This is a genomic window from Streptomyces polyasparticus (assembly GCF_014493765.1).
Lineage (GTDB): Bacteria > Actinomycetota > Actinomycetes > Streptomycetales > Streptomycetaceae > Streptomyces > Streptomyces polyasparticus.
Map to the genome: position 1 here is coordinate 1 of NZ_JACTVJ010000033.1, position 15,169 is coordinate 15,169.

The 15,169-nt window shown below is 70.8% G+C and carries 13 protein-coding genes, 3 tRNA genes and 1 pseudogene; 8 read left to right on the forward strand and 9 right to left on the reverse strand.

What is annotated here, in order from left to right; all coding sequences use genetic code 11:
• Window positions 1-63: 63 nt before the first annotated feature.
• The 6 genes from H9Y04_RS41960 to purS form a co-directional block, all read right to left on the reverse strand.
• The gene (locus H9Y04_RS41960; protein WP_187819533.1) at window positions 64-855 is read right to left on the reverse strand and encodes a maleylpyruvate isomerase family mycothiol-dependent enzyme; all 792 of its coding nucleotides are present in this window, start codon (window positions 853-855) and stop codon (window positions 64-66) included.
• Between the two features lie 9 nt (window positions 856-864).
• Entirely contained in the window at window positions 865-2,100 is a 1,236-nt protein-coding gene (locus H9Y04_RS41965; protein ID WP_187819534.1) for a hypothetical protein, read from the reverse strand.
• Between the two features lie 109 nt (window positions 2,101-2,209).
• Window positions 2,210-3,424 carry a hypothetical protein gene (locus H9Y04_RS41970; RefSeq protein ID WP_187819535.1) on the reverse strand — a complete coding sequence of 405 codons (1,215 nt, stop codon included), beginning with the start codon at window positions 3,422-3,424 and terminating at the stop codon, window positions 2,210-2,212.
• A gap of 137 nt (window positions 3,425-3,561) precedes the next feature.
• The gene (purL, locus tag H9Y04_RS41975; RefSeq protein WP_187819536.1) at window positions 3,562-5,811 is read right to left on the reverse strand and encodes a phosphoribosylformylglycinamidine synthase subunit PurL; all 2,250 of its coding nucleotides are present in this window, start codon (window positions 5,809-5,811) and stop codon (window positions 3,562-3,564) included.
• On the reverse strand, window positions 5,811-6,491 hold the full coding sequence (gene purQ / locus H9Y04_RS41980; protein WP_187819537.1) for a phosphoribosylformylglycinamidine synthase subunit PurQ: 681 nt from the start codon (window positions 6,489-6,491) through the stop codon (window positions 5,811-5,813). Before purQ ends, purL begins: the two co-directional genes overlap by 1 nt.
• Entirely contained in the window at window positions 6,488-6,739 is a 252-nt protein-coding gene (gene purS / locus H9Y04_RS41985; RefSeq protein WP_187819538.1) for a phosphoribosylformylglycinamidine synthase subunit PurS, read from the reverse strand. Before purS ends, purQ begins: the two co-directional genes overlap by 4 nt.
• Window positions 6,740-7,087: 348 nt before the next feature.
• Here purS and H9Y04_RS41990 point away from each other — a divergent pair, with 348 nt between their 5' ends.
• From H9Y04_RS41990 to H9Y04_RS42025, 8 genes are all read left to right on the forward strand, one after another.
• Window positions 7,088-7,420: a histone-like nucleoid-structuring protein Lsr2 gene (locus H9Y04_RS41990; RefSeq protein WP_187819539.1), complete on the forward strand. Its 333-nt coding sequence runs from the start codon at window positions 7,088-7,090 to the stop codon at window positions 7,418-7,420.
• Between the two features lie 121 nt (window positions 7,421-7,541).
• Window positions 7,542-7,613 (forward strand) — tRNA-Gly (locus tag H9Y04_RS41995).
• Between the two features lie 80 nt (window positions 7,614-7,693).
• Window positions 7,694-7,769, forward strand: a tRNA-Gly gene (locus tag H9Y04_RS42000).
• Window positions 7,770-7,904: 135 nt separating this feature from the next.
• Window positions 7,905-8,882 carry an ABC transporter ATP-binding protein gene (locus H9Y04_RS42005; protein WP_187819540.1) on the forward strand — a complete coding sequence of 326 codons (978 nt, stop codon included), beginning with the start codon at window positions 7,905-7,907 and terminating at the stop codon, window positions 8,880-8,882.
• Entirely contained in the window at window positions 8,879-9,688 is an 810-nt protein-coding gene (locus H9Y04_RS42010) for an ABC transporter permease (RefSeq protein ID WP_187819541.1), read from the forward strand. Before H9Y04_RS42005 ends, H9Y04_RS42010 begins: the two co-directional genes overlap by 4 nt.
• Before the next feature lie 19 nt (window positions 9,689-9,707).
• Window positions 9,708-10,985 (forward strand): sensor histidine kinase, encoded by a 1,278-nt coding sequence (locus tag H9Y04_RS42015; protein ID WP_308801969.1) that lies wholly within the window; start codon window positions 9,708-9,710, stop codon window positions 10,983-10,985.
• Complete coding sequence (locus H9Y04_RS42020) at window positions 10,982-11,596, forward strand: response regulator transcription factor (protein WP_187819542.1); 615 nt, start codon at window positions 10,982-10,984, stop codon at window positions 11,594-11,596. The genes H9Y04_RS42015 and H9Y04_RS42020 overlap by 4 nt, the downstream gene beginning before the upstream one ends.
• 36 nt (window positions 11,597-11,632) lie before the next feature.
• Window positions 11,633-11,705, forward strand: a tRNA-Gly gene (locus tag H9Y04_RS42025).
• A gap of 54 nt (window positions 11,706-11,759) precedes the next feature.
• Here H9Y04_RS42025 and H9Y04_RS42030 read toward each other — a convergent pair.
• The 3 genes and pseudogenes from H9Y04_RS42030 to H9Y04_RS47220 form a co-directional block, all read right to left on the reverse strand.
• On the reverse strand, window positions 11,760-12,665 hold the full coding sequence (locus H9Y04_RS42030; RefSeq protein ID WP_187819543.1) for a phosphoribosylaminoimidazolesuccinocarboxamide synthase: 906 nt from the start codon (window positions 12,663-12,665) through the stop codon (window positions 11,760-11,762).
• 107 nt (window positions 12,666-12,772) lie between these two features.
• A complete protein-coding gene (locus tag H9Y04_RS42035; protein ID WP_236072110.1) occupies window positions 12,773-14,326 on the reverse strand; it encodes a N,N-dimethylformamidase beta subunit family domain-containing protein in 1,554 nt (517 codons plus the stop codon).
• A gap of 214 nt (window positions 14,327-14,540) precedes the next feature.
• Window positions 14,541-15,169, reverse strand: a pseudogene (locus H9Y04_RS47220) (hypothetical protein); the annotation flags it as partial.

Here is a 15,169-nt window from a genome sequence, read left to right on the forward strand (position 1 = left end):
CCTCACCTGATCAGGTCGTCCACCTCACCTGATCAGGTCGTCCACCTCACCTGATCAGGTTGTTCACTGCATCAGAGGCAGCAGCGCGGAGAGATCCGCCCGTTCCCCGCTGGCCGCGACCTTCGCGTCCCCGAGGGCGTCGGCCCATGCCGTACGGCCGGTCGCGAGCCGCACCCAGGTCAGCGGGTCCGTCTCGACGACGTTGGGCGGGGTGCCGCGGGTGTGCCGGGGTCCCTCGATGCACTGCACGACGGCGTACGGAGGGATACGGACCTCCGTGGACGCTCCGGGGGCCGTGGTGGCCAGGACGTCCGCGAGGTAGCGGGTGCAGGTGGCGAGCGCCTGCCGCTGCAACGGGATGCCGAGGCCGGCGGCGCGGTTCAAGTCATCGGTGTGGACGACGAGTTCGACGGTGCGCGTGACCATGAAGTCGTCCAGCGCCATCGCACCGATCCGCAGCTGCACGAGCCGCCCGGCGGGTGCGGCGTCGAGCAGCTCCGTGATCCGTGCGGCGAGCTCGCCGTACCAGGCGTCGAGATCCTTGTGCTCCACGGCGAGCGCCTGCGCCGCCTCGGCCACGGACTGCGCGTACGGGGCGCCGACGGACGGATACCGGTCCAGGCTCAGCTCGGCCCGCCGCGGCTCCTCGGCCTCCAGCGCGCGGACGATCGCCTGCATCGCCATCCCGATGTGCGCCGCGAGCTCCCGTACGGTCCAGGGCTCCAGATGCGTGGGCCGCGCCAACTGCTCCTCGTCGAGGGCCCGTACGGCCTCCCGTACGGTTTCGAACTGCGCGAGTACGGCCTTGCGGGTCTTGGCGGGGTCGTATGTACGGGGGCGTGGCTTGGGCGGCATGAGCCGAGCCTACGACTCGTCGGCGTCCTCGACGAAGGCGCTCCTGAACGCGGCGGCGTCGGGGAGAACGAGGCCGGTGCAGCCTCGGCGGGCGGCTACGTCTTGCACGTAGGCGCGGAAGATTTCGGCGAAGTGGGGGGTGGCGGCCAACGGGTAGTCGTGGTTGCCGAGGCTCAGCGTGTGCACGGCCGGCTCTCCGTTGCAGACCGAGGAGGCCCACCAGCCGGGCCGATCGTCGGTGCGGCCCGCCCTGCCCGGCTCGGCGGACACGCTCGGATCACCGGGCGCGTGCAGCACGACCCGGTCCGCCGAGCTGCCGAACCAGCTCTGCAGCGAGGCCCACCAGTCCCCTTCCTCCTGCATGTGGTCGACCTTCGTCTTCGACCCCGCCCGCTCGGCCTTGCGCGCACCGTCCGCACTCATCAGGAGCGCGCACTTCTCGGTCCACACCTCCGGGTCCGTGGGCGTTCCGATCGCGCGGTCGGGCAGCCAGACATCCTGGTCGCGCCGGGCCTTCGCGTACCAGGCGCAGGTGCCGTCGGCCTGCTTCGCGGGCTTGACCTTCTCGACGGCCGGCGGGATACCGACCGGCGCCTGCGGCAGCCGGTCCGCGCAGCCGAGGCGCTCGGCCATGCGGTTCGCGGTGTCGACGGCGATGCTCGCGAGCAGGTCACGCGTGGGCCCGCCCATCTGACTGCCGGACGCGAACGGGCTGCCGTAGCCATGCAGGGTGGAGACGGCCGTGGCGACCACGTTCTCGACCTCGGTACCGCGGTGCCGCACGCCACCGGTGCAGGCCAGCTTCACGCCGACACCGCTGTCGGTCACGATCCCGGGGATCCCGTGGCCGAGCGGGGTGTCCAGGTACGGCCGGTCGTCCGGGTCGAGGGCGTGCAGCCAGTCGGCGGTCGACTCGTCCGCCTCGGGCTCGATGCCCACCGACGCGGTGAAGAACCGCCTGTGGCCACCGTCCGGCAGGGACTCACCGGCCTCCGAGCTGTACGCGGTGCACTCCCCCTCAAGCCGATCAGGGTCGATGCCCTCGCCCTTGGTCTCGACGGTGCCGCCCGCATAAGGCAGCCGCAGCACCTTCCCCGCCGGCACCAGCTCCGCACACGCCGCGTCGATCTCCGACCGCGCCGACAGCACGGCCCACGTCTCGTACCCGCCCCACCCCGTGCCGGCGATCGCGGTCAGGACCAGCGTCACGTTGACGGCTCTGCGCATGCGGTGGCCGATGGCCATGGATCCCCCTCGTACTGCCAAGCGACTCCGCGCCCACCCGTTGCACTCGCAGACGGGACCCGGAGGGCACGGAATGTAGCAGCCGCCGCGGACACCGCCTGCGGGCCGGTCAGTTCCGTCGGCCGCGGACCGCCGTCCCGCCGTGCACGCGGGCCTTGCCCTTGCCCGCCATGGTGAGGATCACGATGTCGGCGCCGTCGTGGAGCTCGCCGTAGAGGACTGCCTGGCGCGGGGCTTCCCGCTGGTTCCAGGGGATGCCGTTGCCGGACGAGCCGCGCAGCAGAGCCGCGCGTTCGCGTACGCGGTCGTAGCGCAGGAACGACCGCTCCGGTTCGCTCTCCGTCCGTACGACGACGGTCGGCCCTTCGTTCTCCGAGATCAGCACCCGCAGCACCGGCTGGGGTGTGGTGCGCAGGATGCGGAGCCTGCGGTGCAGCAGGACGCCTCGTACGAGCATCCCCACGCCGGGGGTGATGAGCAGCAGGGCCCCCATGTGCCGCATGGTCTCGTCGTGGGGCTGTGCCACCAGCCGGGCCCAGTCGCCGTCGACCATCACCCCGGCCTCGCTGCCGCGCCGGAACTCATCGGGGTAGGTGGCCGGCAGGCTGCGCGCGGTGCCGTCCGGCATCCGCACCCGGAGATGGCTTTCGCCGTCGGGGCCGAGCACACGGGCGGTGACACGTTCCGCGCCACGGGCCTGGCCGGCGATCTCGCGCTCGGCCAGTGCGCTGCGCGTCAGCAGAAGGGCGCCGATCAGGCACAGGCCCGTGCCCGCCAGGATCCTCCGCATCCCCTGCTTGCTGCGCGGCAGCTGCTGCGGTACGCAGGCGCGCAGGCCTCCCGCCGCCGCCCGCGCCAGCGCGCGCTGGCGCGAACGGGCCCGGATCCCCACGAGGACACCGGCCCACACGAAGAGCACCAGAGCGGTGAAGACCGCCATGACAGGACGGGCCTCGCCGGGGATGCCCGCGTCGTCCATCAGCAGCAGCGCGAGGCTGAACCCCGCCCCGGGAGGCAGCAGCACGGCGGCGGCCCACGGGAACCGCCAGACGCAGTACGGCGCGAGCAGCACCGGAAGGAACAGGAAGGGCACGGACCAGTCGGCGCGGCACGGCGCGGCATCCGTACAGGACGGGGTGTCGGACGCGGTGGCGCCGACCACGACGAGCACCGCCAGGTACCCGGTGCACAGCAGCAACGCGAGGAAGCCGCCTGTGGCCCAGCGCGGGACACCGGCCGCCGCCCAGCGTGCGGCGTCGGCCGGCTCCATGGGGTGGGCATCGGGCCGCTGACCGGCGGATATGGGGACGTACGGGGTGTTCACCGCCGCAGTATCAACCGGCAGGGGACCCCTGAACAGACCCTTCCGCCGGCCCCCCGAAAGCCCCCGGACGCACTTCGGCCCCGCCCAGAACCCTGGGCGGGGCCGAAGTCACGTACAGCCGGAGGCCGTTACGGGTGCTACGCGAGCAGACCCGGAATCGTGGCCTCGTGCGCCTCGCGCAGCTCGCTCAGCTCAAGGCTGAACTCGCCCTGCAGCTCGACGGCGTCCCCGTCGATCACACCGATCCGCGTCGCCGGCAGACCCCGCGCACCGCACATGTCGGTGAAGCGGAGCTCCTCGCTGCGCGGGACGGCGACGACCGCCCGGCCCGCCGACTCGGAGAAGAGGAAGGTGAACGCGTCCAGGCCGTCCGGAACGACCAGCCGGGCACCCTTGCCACCACGCAGGCAGGACTCGGTGACCGCCTGGATCAGACCGCCGTCGGACAGGTCGTGGGCGGCGTCGATCATGCCGTCGCGCGAACCCGAGATCAGGATCTCGCCGAGCAGCTTCTCGCGCTCCAGGTCCACGACGGGCGGCAGACCACCGAGGTGGTCGTGCACGACCTGCGACCAGGCCGAGCCGCCGAACTCCTCGCGGGTCTCGCCCAGGAGGTAGAGCAGCTGGCCCTCCTGCGAGAAGGCCATCGGCGTACGGCGCGTGACGTCGTCGATGACACCGAGGACGGCCACGACGGGCGTCGGGTGGATCGCGGTCTCGCCTGTCTGGTTGTACAGCGAGACATTGCCGCCGGTCACCGGGGTGCCGAGCTCCAGGCAGCCGTCCGCGAGACCCCGGGTGGCCTCGGCGAACTGCCACATGACCGCCGGGTCCTCGGGCGAACCGAAGTTGAGGCAGTTGGAGATGGCGAGCGGCTTCGCACCCGAGGCGGCGACATTGCGGTACGACTCGGCGAGCGCGAGCTGGGCGCCCGCGTACGGGTCGAGCTTGGCGTACCGGCCGTTGCCGTCCGTCGCCACGGCCACACCGAGGTTGGACTCCTCGTCGATGCGGACCATGCCGGAGTCCTCGGGCTGGGCGAGGATCGTGTTGCCCTGCACGAAGCGGTCGTACTGGTCGGTGATCCAGGACTTGGAGGCCTGGTTCGGGGACGCGACGAGCTTGAGGACCTGGTCCTTCAGCTCGTCCGAAGTCGCCGGGCGCGGCAGCTTGTTCGCGTCATCGGCCTGCAGCGCGTCCTGCCAGGACGGACGCTCGTACGGGCGGTGGTAGACCGGGCCCTCGTGCGCGACGGTCCGCGGCGGCACGTCCACGATCTGCTCGCCGTGCCAGAAGATCTCCAGCTGCGAGCCCTCGGTGACCTCACCGATGACCGTGGCGATGACGTCCCACTTCTCGCAGATCTCGAGGAAGCGGTCGACCTTGTCCGGCTCGACGATCGCGCACATGCGCTCCTGCGACTCGCTCATGAGGATCTCCTCAGGAGAGAGTGTCGCGTCGCGCAGGTGGACACGGTCCAGCTCGACCCGCATACCGCCGGAGCCGGCGGAGGCCAGCTCGCTGGTGGCGCAGGAGAGTCCGGCGCCGCCGAGGTCCTGGATGCCGTCCACGAGGTTCTCGCGGAAGATCTCCAGGGTGCACTCGATGAGCAGCTTCTCCTGGAAGGGGTCGCCGACCTGGACGGCCGGACGCCGCGAGGGGCCGGTCGAGTCGAAGGTCTCGGAGGCGAGCACCGAGACGCCGCCGATGCCGTCGCCGCCCGTGCGGGCCCCGTACAGGATGACCTTGTTGCCGGCGCCGGAGGCCTTCGCGAGGTGGATGTCCTCGTGCTTCATGACGCCCACGCACAGCGCGTTGACCAGCGGGTTGCCCTGGTAGCAGGAGTCGAAGACGACCTCGCCGCCGATGTTCGGCAGGCCCAGGCAGTTGCCGTAGCCGCCGATGCCCGCGACCACGCCCGGCAGGACGCGCTTGGTGTCGGGGTGGTCCGCGGCGCCGAAGCGCAGCGGGTCCATCACGGCCACCGGGCGCGCGCCCATCGCGAGGATGTCGCGCACGATGCCGCCGACGCCGGTCGCGGCGCCCTGGTACGGCTCGATGTAGGAGGGGTGGTTGTGCGACTCGACCTTGAAGGTGACCGCGTAGCCCTGGCCGACGTCGACGACGCCCGCGTTCTCGCCGATGCCGACGAGCAGCGCGTCGGACTCGGGGGCCTTCTCGCCGAACTGCTTCAGGTGGACCTTGCTGCTCTTGTACGAGCAGTGCTCGGACCACATGACCGAGTACATGGCGAGCTCGGCGCCGGTGGGGCGGCGGCCGAGGATCTCGCGGATCCGGGCGTACTCGTCCTCCTTGAGGCCGAGTTCCTTCCAGGGCTGGGAGACGTCGGGGGTCTCGGCCGCGTGCTTGACCGTGTCCAGAGTCATCAGGCAGTGACCAGCTTCTTGAGGATCGAGGTGAAGAATCCGAGCCCGTCGGTGCGGCCGGTGCCGACCAGGGGCTCGACCGCGTGCTCCGGGTGCGGCATGAGGCCGACGACGTTGCCCGCCTCGTTGGTGATGCCGGCGATGTCGCGCAGCGAGCCGTTGGGGTTCATGTCCAGGTAGCGGAACGCGACCCGGCCCTCGGCCTCAAGGGCGTCGAGCGTGCGCTCGTCGGCGACGTACCGGCCGTCCATGTTCTTGAGCGGGACCTGGATCTCCTCGCCCTGCTCGTAGTCGGACGTCCAGGCCGTCGACGCGTTCTCGACGCGCAGCTTCTGGTCGCGGCAGATGAAGTGCAGGTGGTTGTTGCGCAGCATCGCGCCGGGGAGGAGATGCGCCTCGGTGAGGATCTGGAATCCGTTGCAGATACCGAGGACGGGCATGCCCGCCTTGGCCTGCTCGATGATCGTCTCCATCACCGGCGAGAACCGGGAGATCGCTCCGGCCCGCAGATAGTCGCCGTAACTGAAACCGCCGGCGAGCACGACCGCGTCGACCTGCTTGAGGTCCTTGTCGCGGTGCCACAGGGAAACCGCCTCGGCCCCGGCGAGCCGTGCCGCGCGCAGCGCGTCCTGGTCGTCGAGGGTGCCGGGGAAGGTGACGACGCCGATACGAGCGGTCACTTGGACTCCTCGACCTTCACGACGAAGTCTTCGATCACGGTGTTGGCGAGGAAGGTCTCGGCCATTTCATGGATACGGGCGAGCGCGGCCTCGTCGACGTCCCCATCGACTTCGAGCTCGAAACGCTTGCCCTGACGTACGTCCGCGATGCCCTCGAATCCCAGACGCGGCAGCGCGCGCTGCACCGCCTGTCCCTGGGGGTCGAGGATCTCCGGCTTGAGCATGACGTCGACTACGACGCGTGCCACGGGCACTCCCGGTGTGTGGTGCTGAGCTGGTCGCTTCAGCGTATCCGACGTAAATTTCTACCCGCGTAGACTCGTAGGTTCCTACGTGATCGCGCTCACTTTCCGCAGCTCACGTGCAGTGATCACGAGCAATGAGCAGGGAAAATTCCGGGAAACCGACGAAGAAACCTGGGGCGTTCCATTGCGCCCGGACACGCGGAGAGATTTAGTCGGTCTTCCCCCCGCATTGCCCGGCACTGTACAAAGGGTCCGTCAGCAGATTTGCGGGCAAATAAGCAAAAGCCGGATCATGGGCCTGAAGTGCCGATATCTGCTGGTACATGATTCCGCAGGAAAGGACCGATATTCGTGGCGCAGCGTGTCGTGGTCACTCTCTTTGACGACATCGACGGCTCAGAAGCGGCGGAAACGGTCGCCTTCGGTCTTGACGGCAAGTCGTACGAGATCGACCTGAATCAAGCCAATGCCAAGAAACTGCGCAAGGCGCTCGCGCCCTACCTGGAAGCGGGCCGCAAGCAGTCGGGGCGTGGCGCGGCCAAGGCGAACAAGACCGTGAAGCACACCGCCGTGGCGGCCGACCCGGCGGCGGTCCGCGCCTGGGCGCGGTCCAACAAGATGGACGTGCCGGCCCGCGGACGCATCCCCAAGAAGGTCTACGAGGCGTTCGAAGCCGCCAACTGACACCTCGGTCACGGGCTCACGAGACCCCCGCGGCGATACCGACTTGCATTGCACCCCCGCAGGTCGGCTAGAGTCTGGAGCGCGCCGCGGGGCCCGGGAGACCGGAAACCACGGGGAACGCGCGGGTGTAGTTCAGTAGTAGAACACCCCCCTTCCAGGGGGGAGGCGCAGTGTGCAATTCCTGTCACCCGCTCTGATACGAGGCTTCGACCACTCTTGTGGATCAGGTAGTCTTGTATCAGCGCCGCCCGGTGAGAGCCGGTCGGATGCTGTGCGAACGTAGCTCAGTTGGTAGAGCGCAACCTTGCCAAGGTTGAGGTCGCGAGTTCGAACCTCGTCGTTCGCTCCATATCGAAGGCCCCCGGGAGACCGGGGGCCTTCGGCGTTCTCCGACGGTTTTCCGAGGTCGGTGGATGACATCTGTCATACGGGGTGGTGACAGCCCGCACTGCCGAAGGCGGCGTCCGCGCGGAACGCTGAAGACATGGATGCCACTCAGTGCGTGATCGATGTCCGCTCGCTGCGGCGGGTGTACGACGGGGGATTCGAGGCCGTACGCGATGTCTCGTTCAGTGTCGGACGAGGAGAGCTGTTCGCTCTGCTCGGCACCAACGGGGCCGGGAAGACCTCCACCGTCGAACTGCTGGAAGGCCTGGCGAAGCCGGCCGGCGGGCAGGTGCGGGTCCTCGGGCACGACCCGTATGCCGAACGGGCGGCGGTGCGGCCGCGGATCGGGGTCATGCTGCAGGAGGGCGGTTTCCCGTCCGAGCTGACGGTCGCCGAGACCGTGCGGATGTGGGCCGGGTGCACCAGCGGAGCGCGGCCGGTCGGTGAGGCGCTCGAACTCGTCGGGCTGACCAAGCGGGCGAACGTCCGCGTGAAGATGCTCTCCGGTGGCGAGAAGCGCCGGCTCGATCTGGCGCTCGCGCTGCTCGGGCGGCCCGAGGTGCTCTTCCTCGACGAGCCGACCACGGGTCTCGACGCCGAAGGCCGGGTGGACACCTGGGAGTTGGTGCGGGAGCTGCGTGCCGACGGCACCACCGTGCTGCTCACCACGCACTACCTGGAGGAGGCCGAGTCGCTCGCCGACCGGCTCGCGATCCTGCACGAGGGGCGTATCGCGCTGACGGGCACGCCCGCCGAGGTGACCGCGACCCACCCGTCCCGTATCTCCTTCGATCTGCCCGAGGGCTACTTCCCGGGGGATCTGCCGCCGCTCGCCGAGCTCGGCGTGACCGCGCACGAGACGGCCGGACGCACGGTCCGCCTGCAGACGCACGAGCTGCAACGGGCCGCCACCGGGCTCCTGTTGTGGGCGCAGGGCGCCGGCGTGGAGCTGCGCGGGCTCGATGTGCGGTCCGCCTCGCTGGAGGAGGCGTTCCTGCAGATCGCGCGGGACGCGCGCGCCGAGGACACGGCACAGGACGCGGCACAGGACCGTACGAAGGAGACCGTCGCATGAGCACCACCCTCACCGAGCAGCGCACCACCGCCGCCGCGCCCCGCACGACCCCCGCAGGGCGGCTCGGCGCGCTCGCGCGGACCGAACTGACCCTGCTCGGGCGGGCCAAGGGCACGCTGTTCACCGCGCTCGTGGTGCCGCTGATCCTGCCGTTCACGGTGCAGGCCACCGTCAAGGAGTCGACGCTCGAAGGCACCGGGGTGAAGGTCGGCGAGGTGCTGCTCACGGCGGCCGTCGGCTTCTCGCTCCTCTTCGCCGTCTACGCCGCACTGGTGACGATCTTCGTCGTGCGCCGCGAGGAGCTGGTCTTCAAGCGGCTGCGGACCGGTGAGCTGCGGGATCCGGAGATCCTCGCGGGCGCCGCGCTGCCCTCCGTGCTGATCGGCTTCGCGCAGTGCGTGGTCGTGACGGCGGGCGCCACGGTCCTGCTCGATCTGGGGGCACCGAAGGCCGTGTGGTGGGCCCTGGCCGGGGTGCTGCTCGGGCTCGTCCTGAGCGTCGCGCTCGCCGCGGTGACCGCCGGAATCAGCAAGACGGCCGAGAGCGCGCAGGTCATGGCGCTGCCGCTGATGTTCGTCTCGATGATCGGCTCCGGGATGACCGTGCCGCTCGAGGTCTTCCCCGACCGCGTGGCGTCCGTCCTGGAACTTCTGCCGCTGTCCCCGGTGATCACGCTCGTACGCGGCGGCTGGAGCGGCGAACTGACGGCGGGTGAGGGACTCATGGCGCTGGCCGTCGCGGTGGCCTGGATCCTGCTCGGGGTGTTTGCTGTACGGCGATGGTTCCGGTGGGAGCCGAGGCGCTGAGGCCGGATACGGCCCGGCGGTGAACGGGGAGAGCGACGGCATGGTGGAGCGGGTACGGCAGTGGCACCGGCGTGAGTGGCGCGAACGCGGGCACTACGAGCGGCTCGAACTGCAGAACAGGATCGTGCTCGTCGCGATGACCTGGTTCTTCTGGCTCTCGTGGATGGTGCTCCCGCTCGCCCAGACCCTCGTGTGGCACCGCCCGCTGCCGATGGTTCTCGCCCTGGTCCTGCTCTGCGTCGGCGCCGCCCAGTGCGTGGCCGCCGGGCGGCTTCTGGGCAAGGCGATCGACCAGCACCTGGGCCGCGGGGAGCTGCCGCGGCGCGAGCTGGCACCGACCGTCGTCCTCATGTTCTGCGCGCTGGCGCTGACGCTCGCCCTGGAGGCGACGGGGGCGATGGAGGAGGGCTTCACCGTCTTCGTGACGCTGTTCGCGGTGATCCCCTACGCCACGATCCGCAGCATCGCCGCGCCGATCCGTACCGTCCTGCTCGAATTCCTGCTGCTCGCCGCGGGGGTCACCGGCGCGTTCGCGCTCGCCGGTGTGCACGATCTGCGGCTGTTCGGCTTCGCCGGCGTCGTCTACGGGGCAGGTCTGCTCTGTCTGCTCAGCGCCCGCTGCAGCGCGTGGGGCCTGTCCCTGATGTGGCAGGCCGAGCAGGGCCGCGAGGCGCAGGCGCTGCTCGCCGTCGCCGAGGAACGGCTGCGGTTCGGACGGGATCTGCACGACGTCATGGGCCGGAACCTCGCGGTGATCGCCCTGAAGAGCGAGCTCGCCGTGCAGCTCGCGCAGCGCGGGCGGCCCGAGGCCGTGGACCAGATGATCGAGGTGCAGCGGATCGCGCAGGAGTCCCAGAAGGAAGTACGCGAGGTCGTACGCGGCTATCGGCAGGCGGGCCTGGACGCGGAACTGGCCGGTGCGCAGAGCGTGTTGCGGGCGGCGGGGATCGCGTGCGAGGTGACGGGCCGCGAGGCCGTGGCCGAGCTCACCGCCCCCGTGCAGGCGGCGCTCGGCTGGGTGATCAGGGAGGCGGCTACCAATGTGCTGCGGCACGGGGATGCGGGGCGGTGCGAGGTGGACGTGCGGGTGAGTGAGGGACGGGCCGTCCTGACGGTGGTCAACGACGGCGCTCCCGAGGCCCTCTCCCCCGGCGGCTCGGGTCTGACCGGACTGCGGGAGCGGCTCAGCGGCCTCGAGGGCACGCTGCAGGCGGGCCCCGAGCCCGGCGGGCGGTTCCGGCTGACCGCCGAGGTGCCGCTCAGGTCCCGTGCCGTGGTGGGCGAGGTGGCTCGATGAGCGAGTCCGTACGCCTGCTGCTCGCCGACGACGAGCATCTGATCCGCGGCGCGCTGGCCGCGCTGCTCGCCCTGGAGGACGACCTGACCGTCGTCGCCGAGGCCGCGTCCGGGCCCGAGGCGCTTGCCATGGCGCTCGCGCACCGGCCCGATGTGGCCGTACTGGATCTGCAGATGCCGGGGGCGGACGGTGTGAGCGTGGCCACATCGCTGCGGCGTGAACTGCCCTCCTGCCAGACCATGATCGTGACGAGTCATGGGCGGCCCGGGCATCTGAAGCGGGCGCTTGAAGCCGGTGTGCGGGGGTTCGTACCGAAGACCGTGAGCGCACAGCAGCTCGCGGAGATCATCCGGACGGTGCATGCCGGAAACCGTTATGTGGACCCGGAGTTGGCGGCCGACGCGATCTCGGCCGGGGACTCGCCGCTGACCGTCCGCGAGGCCGAGGTGCTCGAGCTCGCGGCCGACGGCGCCCCGGTCGCGGAGATCGCCGAGCGGGCCGCGCTGTCCCCCGGGACCGTACGGAACTATCTCTCCTCGGCCGTCTCGAAGCTCGGTGCCGAGAACCGTCATACGGCGGTGCGTCTCGCGCGCGAGCGCGGTTGGGTATAGTGGTCTCCGCACTGAGGGCAGCAGCTCACAGCGCAGGCGAACGTAGCTCAGTTGGTAGAGCGCAACCTTGCCAAGGTTGAGGTCGCGAGTTCGAACCTCGTCGTTCGCTCCGTATCGAAAGGCCCCCGGTTCTCGGAACCGGGGGCCTTTCGCGTATCCGTGGCTACCAGGCCGTCCCGGTGAGCAGCTCGTACGCCTCGATGTAGCGCGAGCGCGTGCGCTCCACGATCTCGGCGGAGAGCGGTGGGGGCGGGTTCTCGCCCTGCGGGCCCTGGCGGACCCAGCCGGCCTCGGCGGACTTCAGCCAGTTCCGGATGATCTGCTTGTCGAAGGACGGCTGCGTCTGCCCCGGCTGCCACTGGTCCGCCGGCCAAAAGCGCGAGGAGTCCGGCGTGAGGACCTCGTCGGCGAGGACCAGGGTCTCGCCCTCGTAGCCGAACTCGAACTTGGTGTCCGCGAGGATGATGCCCCGCTCGCGCGCGATGTCCCGGGCCCGTCCGTAGATGGCGAGGGTGGTCTGGCGCAGCTGGGCGGCGGTCTCGGCGCCGACCTCGCGGGCGACTTCTTCGTACGAGACGTTCTCGTCGTGCTCGCCGACCGCGGCCTTCATCGCGGGCGTGAAGATCGGGGCGGGCAGCTCCGAGCCGTCGACCAGGCCCTCGGGCAGGGCGAGGCCGCAGACCGTACGGGACTCCTCGTACTCGACGAGGCCGGAGCCCGTGAGATAGCCGCGGGCCACGCACTCGACCGGCACCATCGCCAGGGACTTGCAGACCAGGACGCGGCCCGCCCAGTCCGCGGGCGCACCGGCCGGGACCTCGGTGGACAGGACGTGGTTGGGCACGAGGTCCGCGAGCTGGTCGAACCACCACAGGGAGAGCTGCGTGAGGATGCGGCCCTTGTCGGGGATCTCCGTGGGCAGCACCCAGTCCATCGCGGAGGTGCGGTCGCTGGCGACCATCACGAGGTCGCCCGCGTCGTTCCGGTACAGGTCGCGCACCTTGCCGGTGTGCAGGTGGACCAGCCCCGGCACCTGGATCGGCTCGGGCTTTTCTACGAATCCGGGCATGGTTCCTCCCCGTCGTTTCGGCCAGCGGTCCGATTCTCGCCTATCGCGGAGGTGCCGCTGACCACGGGTTCCTTCGGCGCCTCGGCGAGGCGCCTCGGTCGGCTGCCTCAGTCGCGCTTGCAGATGCGGTCGAGGAGATTGGCGGTCGCCCGCTGGATGCGGGTGTCCACATGGCCCGGGCGGTCCAGGGCCGGCGACCACGCGAAGGTGCCGGACGCGAAGACCAGTGCGCCGGACGGCGCCCGGTACAGGGAGGTCTCCTGATGGCGCCGCGCCCCGTCGCCGTCCTCGTACGGGGAGTGCGCGAGCAGGATGCGGCCCTGGTGCTCGGGCAGCGGGGTGCGCGGGAAATAGCGGTCGGCCTCGCCCGCGACCAGGCCTTCGATCTCGTCCCCTTCGTGCGCGCCGGTCGCGTCCCACAGCCAGTGGTCCGCATTGCGTACGACGAGGGGGGACGGCTCGGGTACGCGGCCCGCGTACTGGATGCCCATCAACTGCTGTTCCGCGCGGTCCACTTCACGCCACAGGCTCGCCCGCCCGGGGCCGCGGCGCTTGCGGCAGGTGAGCAGGCGGTCGGGGACGCCGGAGGGCGAGGGGCTCAACTCCACCTGCCAGTACATGGTGTTGGCGGAGAGGAAGACGAGGGAGGTGCCGCTGTCGCGGGCCTGCTCGGTGGTGCGGCGCATCGGCACCGACCAGTACTCGTCGTGGCCGGGGAAGACCAGGCCGCGGTAGCGGGTCGGATCGACGCGGCCCGCGTGCAGGTCGCGGGTGTCGGCGTACGCGATGTCGTAGCCGTAGCGCTCGGCCCAGCGGATGAAGTCGTAGGCGTGGCCCACATGGAGGGGCAGGCCCGCGCCGGCGTACGGACGGTCGAAGGAGACCGTGATCGCCGCGTCGCTCTCGCCGAGCAGCGAGCCGCTCTCGTCCCACGCGTGGTAGAGGCTGGCGCCCGTACGGCCGTCCTCCGGGTAGAGGTTGTACGCCTGCCAGGTCACGTCCGGGAGCAGCAGGAGCAGATCGGCGGGGCGGTCGTCGCGGACCGTGAACGGGATGTGGGAGCGGTAGCCGTCGGCGGTCGTCAGGACGGCCACGTACGCGCCCGTGTTCCAGAAGCTCGGGATCTGCAGCCGCCAGGAGAGCCACCAGTGGTGGCAGGAAACGGTGCGGTCGGCGGTCAACGGGGGCGGCTGGACGATGCCGGAGAGCCGGGGGCTGGTGGTGATCTTCGCGGCTCCGTCGCCGCCGTAGTGCCCGATCCGGTAGATGTCGACGGAGAACTGCTGCGGGGGGTCCACCGTGATGCGGAAGTCGATGGACTCGCCGGGGGCCGCGGCACCCGTGGAGGTGAATCCCTTGATCTGCTGGTGCACGTCGTCGGCCGTGCGCGGGCCCGTGGTGCTGCGCGGTGCGGGGATACGGGCGCCGGGCGCGGGGGCATGGTCGATGTACCAGGGGACGACCTGGCCGGTGTCGTCGAAGTAGTGCTCGCTGCCGCGCAGCCAGGGCAGCGGGCCCTGGCCGAAGGGGTCGCTCACGGCGTGGGCGAGTGCGCCGGACTCCCAGCGCCTGATCTGCGCTCCCGTCCCGGGCCGCGCTCCTGTCCCGATCTGCGCTCCGGTCCCGCCCGTCGCGTTTTTCGGCACTCCGCCGTCACCCATGCCGCTCCCCTCCCTCGTCCCCCGGGTCCTGCGTCCCTGCCGCGGCCGATGTCCGATGCGGTCCCAGCACATCACATTACGCACGTGCGCCGTTACGGTTCGTCGTGAATTGACGGGCCGGGAGCGACGAACAGGAGCTCCCGGAAACCCCGGGGCACGACTCCTGGACGCCGAGCTCAGCCCCGGCCGTCGGTGTCCGCCGGCTGGTGGCTGTTCAGACCAGCCGGACCGGCTTCTCCGGGCGGACGCCGAGGCCCGCGAGCCAGCCGCGCAGCGGTTCGGGGTCGCCGTCCTCGACGAGGCTGAGGACGCGGGGGCCGAGGTCGGCCGTGCGGACGCCGCCGACGAGCAGGGTGGGGCCGTCCAGCCAGTCGAGGCCGGGGGCCGCGCCCGCGGTGTCGACCGCGGCGCAGCAGACCATCGCGGTGACGTGGTCGGCCAGCAACTCGCGTCCGGAGCGCGGGGGTTGCAGCGGGAACAGCGGCAGCATGGCCTCGTCCCAGGGGGCGTCGTCCGCGTTGGACGGCTGGGGGGCGGGGCTCGGTGCGGCGGTTTCCTCGCGGGCCATCTCGACGGTGAGCAGGGCGGCCAGTTGCTCGCCCTGGGGGGCGAGGGTGGGGGGCTCGGTGGGGTCGTGGTCTTCGGGGTAGTCGGGTTCGGGGTAGTCGGGGTAATCGGCTTCAGGGCCGGGGTAGTCGGCTTCAGGGCCAGGGTGGTCGGCTTCGAGGCCGGCCTCCGCGGGGTCGGCTGCGGGTCCGGCCGACGTGGGGTCGGCTGCGGGTCCGGCCGACGTGGGGTCGGCTGCGGGTCCGGCCGACGTGGGGTCGGCTGCGGGTCCGGCCG

Coding starts and splice junctions, on each gene's coding strand:
- H9Y04_RS41960 (WP_187819533.1), bottom strand. CDS start 855: ATGCCGCCCAAGCCACGCCCCCGTACATACGACCCCGCCAAGACCCGC.
- H9Y04_RS41965 (WP_187819534.1), bottom strand. CDS start 2,100: ATGGCCATCGGCCACCGCATGCGCAGAGCCGTCAACGTGACGCTGGTC.
- purL (WP_187819536.1), bottom strand. CDS start 5,811: ATGACTCTGGACACGGTCAAGCACGCGGCCGAGACCCCCGACGTCTCC.
- H9Y04_RS42005 (WP_187819540.1), top strand. CDS start 7,905: ATGGATGCCACTCAGTGCGTGATCGATGTCCGCTCGCTGCGGCGGGTG.
- H9Y04_RS42010 (WP_187819541.1), top strand. CDS start 8,879: ATGAGCACCACCCTCACCGAGCAGCGCACCACCGCCGCCGCGCCCCGC.
- H9Y04_RS42020 (WP_187819542.1), top strand. CDS start 10,982: ATGAGCGAGTCCGTACGCCTGCTGCTCGCCGACGACGAGCATCTGATC.
- H9Y04_RS42030 (WP_187819543.1), bottom strand. CDS start 12,665: ATGCCCGGATTCGTAGAAAAGCCCGAGCCGATCCAGGTGCCGGGGCTG.
- H9Y04_RS42035 (WP_236072110.1), bottom strand. CDS start 14,326: ATGGGTGACGGCGGAGTGCCGAAAAACGCGACGGGCGGGACCGGAGCG.